General features: G+C 27.1%; 11 protein-coding genes and 1 other annotated feature. Of the genes, 6 read left to right on the top strand and 5 right to left on the bottom strand.

Features of this window, described 5'->3' with window-relative positions; genetic code table 11:
* The first annotated feature begins 119 nt into the window (after nucleotides 1-119).
* Nucleotides 120-464 (top strand): hypothetical protein, encoded by a 345-nt coding sequence (locus VN21_RS09710; RefSeq protein WP_046823086.1) that lies wholly within the window; start codon nucleotides 120-122, stop codon nucleotides 462-464.
* A 230-nt stretch (nucleotides 465-694) separates the two neighbouring features.
* Nucleotides 695-1,594, top strand: coding sequence for an AraC family transcriptional regulator (locus VN21_RS09715; protein WP_334290931.1), 900 nt, complete (start codon nucleotides 695-697; stop codon nucleotides 1,592-1,594).
* 112 nt (nucleotides 1,595-1,706) lie between these two features.
* Here the strand turns inward: VN21_RS09715 and VN21_RS19475 are convergent, their stop codons facing one another.
* A complete protein-coding gene (locus VN21_RS19475; protein WP_084822062.1) occupies nucleotides 1,707-1,982 on the bottom strand; it encodes a VanZ family protein in 276 nt (91 codons plus the stop codon).
* Nucleotides 1,983-2,216: 234 nt separating this feature from the next.
* Between VN21_RS19475 and VN21_RS09720 the strand changes: the two genes are divergently transcribed.
* Nucleotides 2,217-3,032 (top strand): CPBP family intramembrane glutamic endopeptidase, encoded by an 816-nt coding sequence (locus tag VN21_RS09720; protein WP_046823088.1) that lies wholly within the window; start codon nucleotides 2,217-2,219, stop codon nucleotides 3,030-3,032.
* Nucleotides 3,033-3,126: 94 nt separating this feature from the next.
* On the opposite strand, the gene aspS is transcribed toward VN21_RS09720, so the two are convergent.
* Together aspS and VN21_RS09730 are read right to left on the bottom strand one after the other, a co-directional pair.
* Nucleotides 3,127-4,416: an aspartate--tRNA(Asn) ligase gene (gene aspS / locus VN21_RS09725; protein WP_046823089.1), complete on the bottom strand. Its 1,290-nt coding sequence runs from the start codon at nucleotides 4,414-4,416 to the stop codon at nucleotides 3,127-3,129.
* Between the two features lie 176 nt (nucleotides 4,417-4,592).
* Nucleotides 4,593-4,817 (bottom strand) — a binding site (T-box leader).
* 85 nt (nucleotides 4,818-4,902) lie between these two features.
* Nucleotides 4,903-5,610, bottom strand: coding sequence for a cyclic nucleotide-binding domain-containing protein (locus tag VN21_RS09730; protein WP_046823090.1), 708 nt, complete (start codon nucleotides 5,608-5,610; stop codon nucleotides 4,903-4,905).
* A 118-nt stretch (nucleotides 5,611-5,728) separates the two neighbouring features.
* On the opposite strand from VN21_RS09730, the gene VN21_RS09735 reads away from it, so the two are divergent.
* The 3 genes from VN21_RS09735 (at nucleotide 5,729) to VN21_RS09745 (ending at nucleotide 7,515) form a co-directional block, all read left to right on the top strand.
* On the top strand, nucleotides 5,729-6,148 hold the full coding sequence (locus tag VN21_RS09735) for a DMT family transporter (protein ID WP_046823091.1): 420 nt from the start codon (nucleotides 5,729-5,731) through the stop codon (nucleotides 6,146-6,148).
* A gap of 16 nt (nucleotides 6,149-6,164) precedes the next feature.
* Nucleotides 6,165-6,620, top strand: a complete 456-nt coding sequence (locus tag VN21_RS09740; RefSeq protein WP_046823092.1) for a DMT family transporter — start codon at nucleotides 6,165-6,167, stop codon at nucleotides 6,618-6,620.
* Nucleotides 6,621-6,822: 202 nt separating this feature from the next.
* Complete coding sequence (locus VN21_RS09745; RefSeq protein WP_052952032.1) at nucleotides 6,823-7,515, top strand: CPBP family glutamic-type intramembrane protease; 693 nt, start codon at nucleotides 6,823-6,825, stop codon at nucleotides 7,513-7,515.
* A 168-nt stretch (nucleotides 7,516-7,683) separates the two neighbouring features.
* On the opposite strand, the gene VN21_RS09750 is transcribed toward VN21_RS09745, so the two are convergent.
* Both VN21_RS09750 and VN21_RS09755 read right to left on the bottom strand, forming a co-directional pair.
* On the bottom strand, nucleotides 7,684-8,613 hold the full coding sequence (locus tag VN21_RS09750; RefSeq protein ID WP_046823093.1) for an anti-sigma factor family protein: 930 nt from the start codon (nucleotides 8,611-8,613) through the stop codon (nucleotides 7,684-7,686).
* Between the two features lie 4 nt (nucleotides 8,614-8,617).
* Nucleotides 8,618-9,109, bottom strand: a complete 492-nt coding sequence (locus VN21_RS09755; RefSeq protein WP_046823094.1) for an RNA polymerase sigma factor SigX — start codon at nucleotides 9,107-9,109, stop codon at nucleotides 8,618-8,620.
* Nucleotides 9,110-9,283: the final 174 nt, after the last annotated feature.

Genomic DNA, 9,283 nt, shown 5'->3' on the forward strand with positions numbered 1-9,283 from the left:
TAATATTTTTTATAATTATAATTTAAAATATTTTCATTTATTGTCACAAATTGTCGTAATTTGTCATATCATATATTAGCTTTAAATTTAAAGCAAATTTTAATATGAGGTGTTTTATTATGGAAGTAAAATTGGAAACTACTTGTGATCAAAAAATATTTTTAACTGCGCCAACATGTACTGAGCTTATGGAATTACCTATGCTTGGCGCATATAAAGGATCATGGGGTCTATTATCTTGGGATATAGATGTAAATATAGCTGAGTTAAAATTTAAAGTAGCTGTAGCTTTATATGGTATAAGAATTGTTAATGTAGATCTGAGCCCTCAAAATCCTAAAATAGACATAGGATTTTCAGATATATTAGATGCTGAACTAGGTCTAGATGTTAATAGCAAAGAAATATATATTGATGGAACATTATTGGGTCACAAAACAAGAATAGTATTATTTAGATACTAATTTCTTATTAACGCTTAAAGTACAATTAAAGTATTTTAAGCGTTTTTTACTTTATAACCTTACATCATATTTTAGATATAGAAAGTATACATAATTTCGTATTTATATTCAATCAGTTATATATTTATTTAAACTGTATAATAAAATAAAGAAGTTTAGAACATAGCAATTTAGGAACAACATACCCTTAGTTTAGTTACTATACTTTAATTATCACGTGATGAAGGTAGGTGCTAGCATTGAACTATAGTGATGTTATATCACAGTGTATTGAATTCATAGAAGAAAATATAAATAGCGAACTAACACCAGATTTAATTGCAAATAAATGTGGATATTCAACTTTTCATTTTTGTAGAATATTTAATATTTGCCAAGGTATGACTTTGATGGACTATGTTAAAAAAAGAAGATTATCATTGGCAGCTACAAAGTTATTTGATGGAAATAGAATTATAGATGTAGCTTTGGAATATGGCTTCGATACACATAATGGATTTTCAAAAGCATTCAAAAAAGAATATGGATTTACTCCTACACAGTATATAAAACGTATGGAGGACTATTATTTCAACAAAGAATTAGTATATAAAATTGGAGGTTATATTATGAATCCTGTTATTGTAAGTAAACCTGCATTTAAAGTTGCAGGGTATGGTATACAAACAAACATTTCAAATGGAAATTTTACTAAAGATATTGCTTCATTTTGGAGTAATTACAGTGGAGAAAATTTAGAAAGCAAAATGTATGAAATTCTAAACCCAAACAAACATGGTGAAGTTGGTGTGTTCATCCCATCTAATGATAAAAATGGAGATGCTATATACCTTATGGGTGTAATAGTTAATGACTTTGAATCTGTTTCAGAAGATATGATTACCATAGAAATTCCAGAAGCGACATATGCCGTTTTTACAACTCCACCAGTAGATACAAGCAACGATTCATCTCAAAATGATTTTGCAAAAACAATAAAAGCTACTTGGAAATATATATTTGAAGATTGGTTTAGTAAAAGTGATTATGTATTTGATGAGGGTAAGATAGATTTTGAGTTTTATGATGAGAGATGCCACTTTAGAAAGGATACAGTTATGGATATTTATGTTCCTGTATTAAAAAAATAGTTTTTTAGATTATATAGGTTTATAAGTAAAAAGAGCAATATTTAAATTGCTCTTTTTGCTACTCAAAATATATATTTTAATACTTCGATTTTTTAATTTGTATGTAAAAATTCTAGTTATACATTACTATTCCAGTTAGTAAAATCCCAACAAAAACCATAACAACCGTACTGCAGATCGTTACGAAGTTTTTCACTTTAACTTTATTTTTAAATAACTTTTCAATTACTATATAAATCCCTATTCCAATAAGGCCTCCAACAGTATTTGTAATTATATCAGTTGTATCCGTAGCCCCTAACCCTAGTATATACTGAATACATTCAAATGCTAAACTTGTCCCGATTATGATGTAAATAAAACATAAAATATAAACCCCGCAATAAATAAATTATTAATTGTCTTTTTCATTTTAAACCTCCCTCGATGTTATATTTTACCAAAAACTTAGTAAAAAAGATAATATTTCAAATTAAAATAAGTTCCCTCATGTCGCATTTATATAAAGTTACATTAGTTATTTTTAAAATATACCTTACATATTAATTAATAGTATAATTAAATATATCCAGTTTTTGTAATTAAGTAATTATCAAATATCAAAAGTTTTAAGGGGGACGTAATGAAAGAAATTAAGATTTGGAAAATGGCTCTAATATGGTTTGGAACAACCTTTTTAGTCTCTTTGGGAGAAATACTATATTCGTTATCAAGTTTTGGCATGGCCTTAAGTAATATACAATTTGCTTTTATTATGTTTTTATCAATACTAGTCATAACATTAATATCAGGTAAGGTAAATTCAAACTTATTAAAAGAACGATTTTATAACTTCAAAAAAGTCTCTAATACAAAAGAAATATTAAAAGTGGTATGTACTCAGATATTTTTATCTTTTGGTCTAGCTAATTTAAGTATTGGAATTTTAGCAATTGCTAATCAAAACAAAGCTTTAGAACTTTTAAATGATTCTTGGGGAAATCCAACTAATTTTATGGACTTGATACTTCTTCTTATTGTATTAGTGATATTAGCTCCAATTTTAGAAGAAATAGTTTTTAGAAGAGTTCTTTTTAAAAGACTCAACATGAGATTTAGTTTTATTTTTTCATCAATTGTATCTTCTTTAATATTTGGACTTGGCCACGAAACTTTAGGGATGTTAGGGGCTATAGCCTTTGGTATTGCTTGCTGTGTACTATATAAAAAATATAATAATTTAGTAGTATCCATCTCAGTACATTCACTAAATAACTTATTTGCAGGTATTTTTATAGCTATAAGTTATTTTGCTGGTACGTTAAATATAAAGGTAACTAATATTACTAACTTGGAGATTGCATTTTATTTAATATCTGGTGGATTAGTTACTCTAATAGGTCTAGTAATCTTTATTAAATTTATTATTAAAAATAAGAAGTACCTAGTATCAAATTAAATAATATTAAAAAGTTCCCTCATGTCGTATTTAATATAAAATGTTTAATGAAAGGCGTTATCTTATTTATAGATAACGCCTTTATAAACTTAATTTATGGTATCAGCCTATGTCTGTCTCTTGTTATAAGCGTTGCTTCTCTTACATTTTCAAGTCCTAATATTTTACTAACGATTCGTTCTAACCCTATTGCTAATCCACCATGTTTAGGAACACCATATTTAAATACCTCAGTATAACTTAGATAGTTTTCAGGATTTAAACCTTTATATTTTATATTATTTATTAACATATCATAATCATGAATTCTTTGACCTCCTGTAGTAATCTCAATTCCTCTAAATAGTAAGTCAAAGCTATGTGTTTCATTTTCTCCACATGGCATAGTATACATTGGTCTTTTTACCCTTGGATAGTGAGTTACAAATATAAAATCACTTCCTAACTTTTCTTTAGCATATTCACATAGCAATTTTTCTGCCTCTGGATCTAAATCATTTTCTAAATTTGTTTTATTATATTCTTCTTTTAAAATCTCTATAGCCTTACTAAATTTTATCCTTGGAATACTTCCATTTACATTTGGAAGTTCTACGTTTAGTAAATTTAAATACTTTTGAGTTTCTTTTTCTAATTTATTTATTATAAATTTTAAGAACTCTTCTTCTAACTTCATAATATCTTCTTCATTTTCAATAAATCCAAACTCTAAGTCCATACTTACATATTCATTTAAATGTCTGTTTGTATCATGTTGTTCAGCTCTATAAACATGCCCAATTTCAAATACTTTTTCAAATCCAGCTGCAACCATCATCTGTTTATAAAATTGTGGGCTTTGAGCTAGATATGCTTTATCCTCAAAGTACTTAACTTCAAAAACTTCAGTTCCACCTTCAGCCCCTTCTGAAACAAGTTTTGGTGTGAATATTTCAGTAAAACCTTCATCCATCAAGTATTCTCTAAACCCATTAACAATTACATTTTGTACTTTAAAAATAGCATTTATTTTTTCATGTCTTAAACTTAAAACCCTGTTATTTAGCATGGTAACTAGATTTATATTTAAATCTTCTTTATTTATTTCAATTGGTAATTCATCTTTACATTTGCTAATTACTTCAAATTTTCTAACTTCAATTTCAAAGTTATTTAGTTTATTATTACTCTCTTTAACTATACCTTTTATAGATACAACTGATTCTAATTTTATATCTTCTGAATTAATCAATTTATTATCAATAACACATTGAACTAATCCAGTTCTATCTCTTAATATTACAAATGTTATTGATTTTAAAGCTCTTATACGATGTATCCATCCTTCAATTTTAACTTCATTTTCTATATAATTATTTAATTTATTTATCAAAATTCTTTTCATGTTATTAATCCTCCTTGTAATTTAAAAGTATTAAAAAATCCCCTTGAGATATTAATCCCAAGGGGCGAAGATTCGCGGTACCACCCTTTTTGACTTATATTATAACTTTATCAAGCAAAATAGTTCCATAGAATGGGCCCTATTCTATAAAAAATAAAAAAAGCTTTCACTTCTATGATAGAAGTGAAAGCTATATTCACGGTGCCATTCTACTTGACTAAAGTTAAATAACTCTAAGCCATCTCTTATTACATATAACGGTGTAACCCGACTCATCCTACTTTATTTCAGATAAGTTTCTCTGGGATGTCTTTCAATATTACTTTTCTCATGGAGCTTTCACCACCCTCCACTCGCTTTGGATACTTAGTAAATTTTACTCTTCCCTTCACTGAAGTTTTAATATTATTTTACATTATAGTATGCCTTTTATTTTAAAATGTCAATCATTATTTTTGAAAAATATGTATTAATCTATACATACCCCTACTCAAAATATACAGCCTTATACAAATCTCCAGCTAAATCTGCTAGTTTGTTTTTATCTATAACCTTATATCCTAATTTATCTTTATCTAAAATATTCTTTTCAATCAATAAGTTTAGAGTTCTTAATAAATGTCTATAACTACTTCCTAGATTTTCTGCTACCCCTGATAAACTTTCATCAAAATCTACATATTCTATTTCAGAATTAGGTTCTATCATTAACTCATTTATGTAGCTTGCTAATCTATTTTCAAGTGGATACAGCAAGTTTATAGAGCTACTCGTACTTATGTCAGCTAATTTTTCTGCTAAGCGCAAACAAGAAAATCTTAAAAACTTACAATCATTTATAAGCTTAACTCTAGCTATATCCATAGGTATGGCTAAACAATTACATGTACTTAGTGCTTGCAATGTTCCTGATGCTACTTCTTCATTTATAAATTCTAAGTCTCCTATAACTCCAAGTGAATTATAAAAACTAAGAAGGGAAGACTTTCCATTTGGCAATGTTTTAAATACTTTAGCTTTTCCTTCAACTAAAAAAAGAAAATATTCTAACTCCTCCCCTTCTCTACATAAATACTCGTTTTTTTCAAACCTAAGAAGTTTTATGTCATCACTCATATCTTTTTCAAACAATTCATCTATTTTAAACTTATTATAAAACGTTTTTATAATAAACCTGTCATCTATTTTTTTCATATAAACACCCCTTTCATAAACGTACATAAAAATTATATCTATATATATGACATATGTCATTATTAATACTTTTTTTCTATGTTATATTATTTATTAATCTAGCATGGAGGTAAAATATATGAATTATTTAATTTCAATTTTAACAGGTGTAGTTTTATCTATAATGGTTGTTCTAAATGGAGATCTTGGAAATGCAACTGGAAACTATATTTCTAGTGTCATCATACACTTTGTAGGTCTTATTGGGATTATAATATTACTTGTGGTGACTAAGTCTAAGATAAAAAACCTTAAGGGAATACCTTTTTACATGTTCTCAGGAGGCCTTATAGGTATATTGACTGTCCTGTTTACTAATATTAGTTTTACAAATCTTGGTGTATCTCTTACTGTCTCACTGGCTTTATTAGGTCAGCTAGTCACATCAATTGTTATCGATCACTTTGGATACTTTGACTTAGTAATCAATAAATTTGAAAAGAAAAAAATAATAGGGTTAGGAATAATAATCTTAGGTATTTTTATTATGACATTATAATAAGGAGGTATTTTTTATGTTTTATGCACTAATAGCTATATTATCTGGAATTTCAAATGTGATCTCAAGGTCTGTAAACTTTGTTTTATCTGAAAAGTTAGGAGTTTACCAAAGCACACTATTTAATTATATATTTGGTCTCGCTGGTTCAATATTAATATTATTTATAAGCGGTGAGACTTCTAAATTGTTAGCATCTACTTCTTACGATGCTAATTGGCTTGCTTATACTGGAGGTCTTGTTGGTGTGGCTGTAGTATCTTTACAAGTGTTTTTATCATCTAAAGTTTCATCATTTTATTTAACTTTATTGTTATTTGTGGGGCAACTATTCACTGGAATAATTTTAGATTTTATTTTATCAGGAAAAATATCTATTTGGCAAGTTGTTGGAGGTATATTAGTTATTATAGGACTTTCTTATAATTTATATATCGATAGAGTAGAAGAAATTGAGGTCGCATCACATTAAATGGTGCGATTTTTTTATATCATAAAAAAATAATAATTAGGAAATACTTTAGAAATCTTTTGGAAAGATTAAAAGCTTAGAATAAACTCACTAGATACACAAATATAAAAATAGTTTAACCTGTTAAATGCACTATATTAAATTTTAGATCTTCTTAAATAAAATATTTGTTTATTAAGCAAATGAAAAAGAGGTGTATATTATGAATCAACTTATAACAAAATATCAAATTAAACTTTTTCCTGTACTATTATCATTGGCACTATTATTACTCACATTTAAGATTGATTTAATTCATCCTAGTAATACAGGATTATATGTATTAAAGATAATGTCCGTCCCTATGCTATCTATTGCCAGTTTGTTTTTTACATTTGGAAAACAAGGAGTTCTAGACGTATTTTCAAAACCCATAAAACCTTTTAGAAATATATCTATATGGTATTTGATTTCACTTGTTTCTAGTTTTATTTCTGCTTTAATATTAAAACTTGTGCTTCACTTACCATTACAGGAAAACCCAGGGTCAGAGCATCTTGTAGAGACACTTATATCATTACCTTTTGTTTTGTTATTTGAAGAAATAATAAGTATTTTCATTCTTTTAGTTATTGCAAATTTTATCTTCAAAAAAACTAAGAACTTAGTATTATCACAAACAACTGGAGTTATATTAAGTTCTATCTGCTTTGGACTATTGCATTATTCTACTTATTTTAATGGAAGTTTAGTAAACACACTTATTCATACTCTTCTTATCCAAGGATTAGTTAGAATTTTTTTCAACTTTGCTGCATTAAAATCTAATAGTATTATTGTTCCATGGATTATCCATGTTGTGTTTGACTTCACAACATTTGGATTAGGTACAGTTATGTTAATTTCTCTAATGTAAAAATAAATAAATCTTTGTTATTGAAAAAATAGCTCTAGGTAATTTAATACCTTGAGCTATTTTTTATAATAATTTAAATGTAGTTTTCTATAATATAACTATTTTCTTGTGTAATAATCTTTTATATAGTTTTGAAAATTTATGCCTAAATTAACAGTTCTATTAGTTTTACTCAGATTTAATTTCTAATTGTCCTGTCCAAGATCCTGATGTTTTCCCAATTTTACTAATATTAATGTCCAAGTTAACAGGATAATCTATAGGATTAAATCCTGCAAATGTAATAGTACCTTCATTCTCAGCTCCAACTTGTCTTATCCCAATATCTAAAGATTTGTTTCCTTTCTTTAATTCAAAAGGTAATCCATCTTTAGATTCTAAAAACTGGAGTTGTGATACTTTGTCAACTTCTTTCCCTTCATAAATCTCTTTTCCTACATATGCCTCTGGGGCCTCTACCTGTTTTCCATCTACTATTCCATCACTTTTTAATTCTAGACCTTCTGTATCGTATTCGATAGGTGCTAAATTTCCATTTACAGTTTCTATTTTATAATTTACAGATACACGACTTTCAGCGATATATACTCCTGTTAAGTGTACTATAATATCTTTGTCTTTAATTTTAATATCTAAAGGCTTAAATTTACCTTCTTTTGTAGAGTCTACTACAGATCCATCTTCACGCACTAACCCTTTATTCACAACATCATCTTCTAGTACATGCTGTGAAAATAAATTATATGTAGCCATTGCAACTCCTGATCCACCTATAAACACCAATAATGATGCCGCTGCTACTGTACTAAACTTTTTCATTTTATTCATATTATTGAATCTCCCTTTTATTACGTTTAATTTACTTTTTCTATCTAATTTTGAATTAAATGTATTCCACGCTAATTCAACATCTATTTTATTTTTTAAGTCATCCTGATTTTCTAAGCTAGTTTTATAATCATTAACTTCTACTAGTTCATTAAATTTATGTTGGCAAACTTCACATTTATCTAAATGCTTTGAAACTTGTTCCATCATATCTAAAGGCAGTTCTCCATCTATATAAGCCTGTAATTCTCCACTTTCATAACATTTCATACAGTTACCTCCCTTTTCTTTCTGTGTGGATTTTTTTAAATTTCTTTTGAGCCCGTACAAGCATAGTTCCAATAGAAGACTTTTCCACGCCTAATATCTCAGCTATTTCTTTGTATTTAAATCCTGAGTATCTTAAAATTAAAAGTTTCTTATCTTGTTCTCGTAACTCATTCATCGTACTTCTCACATCTTCAATTTCTTCTTTCTTAATATATTTATCATCTAATGTCTGTATATCTATAGTTTCTAAATTTAAACTTGCTTTTTCTATCCTTAACTCGTGCCTTTTTTCTGACCTAATGTGATTATATGAGCTATATATAGATGTCTTAATAAGCCAAGCTTTAATATTTTCGATTTCTTTCCAGTTAGTTTTATATAGTTGTATAAATACATCTTGAGCAATAGATTCTGCAATCTCTTGATTTTTAACAATCTTCATAATATATTTAACTACATATGTATATTGAGATTTGAAAATTTCCTCAAATTTCATAATTACTATAATCACCTCCTAATATTACTTATATATATCAATATTTTTAATCTATTTTCTATAGAAAAATCTCACTACTAGTATTTTGCGTTTTACATATATATAGAAACCACTTTTATATTTTTTATGACACTTTTTAAAATTATTTATTTTATCTTAATAATTAGTACTCTC

Source organism: Paraclostridium benzoelyticum (assembly GCF_001006285.1).
GTDB classification, from domain to species: domain Bacteria; phylum Bacillota; class Clostridia; order Peptostreptococcales; family Peptostreptococcaceae; genus Paraclostridium; species Paraclostridium benzoelyticum.

Coding starts and splice junctions, on each gene's coding strand:
- VN21_RS09710 (WP_046823086.1), top strand. CDS start 120: ATGGAAGTAAAATTGGAAACTACTTGTGATCAAAAAATATTTTTAACT.
- VN21_RS09735 (WP_046823091.1), top strand. CDS start 5,729: ATGAATTATTTAATTTCAATTTTAACAGGTGTAGTTTTATCTATAATG.
- VN21_RS09740 (WP_046823092.1), top strand. CDS start 6,165: ATGTTTTATGCACTAATAGCTATATTATCTGGAATTTCAAATGTGATC.
- VN21_RS09730 (WP_046823090.1), bottom strand. CDS start 5,610: ATGAAAAAAATAGATGACAGGTTTATTATAAAAACGTTTTATAATAAG.
- VN21_RS09745 (WP_052952032.1), top strand. CDS start 6,823: ATGAATCAACTTATAACAAAATATCAAATTAAACTTTTTCCTGTACTA.
- VN21_RS09750 (WP_046823093.1), bottom strand. CDS start 8,613: ATGAAATGTTATGAAAGTGGAGAATTACAGGCTTATATAGATGGAGAA.
- VN21_RS09755 (WP_046823094.1), bottom strand. CDS start 9,109: ATGAAATTTGAGGAAATTTTCAAATCTCAATATACATATGTAGTTAAA.
- VN21_RS09720 (WP_046823088.1), top strand. CDS start 2,217: ATGAAAGAAATTAAGATTTGGAAAATGGCTCTAATATGGTTTGGAACA.
- aspS (WP_046823089.1), bottom strand. CDS start 4,416: ATGAAAAGAATTTTGATAAATAAATTAAATAATTATATAGAAAATGAA.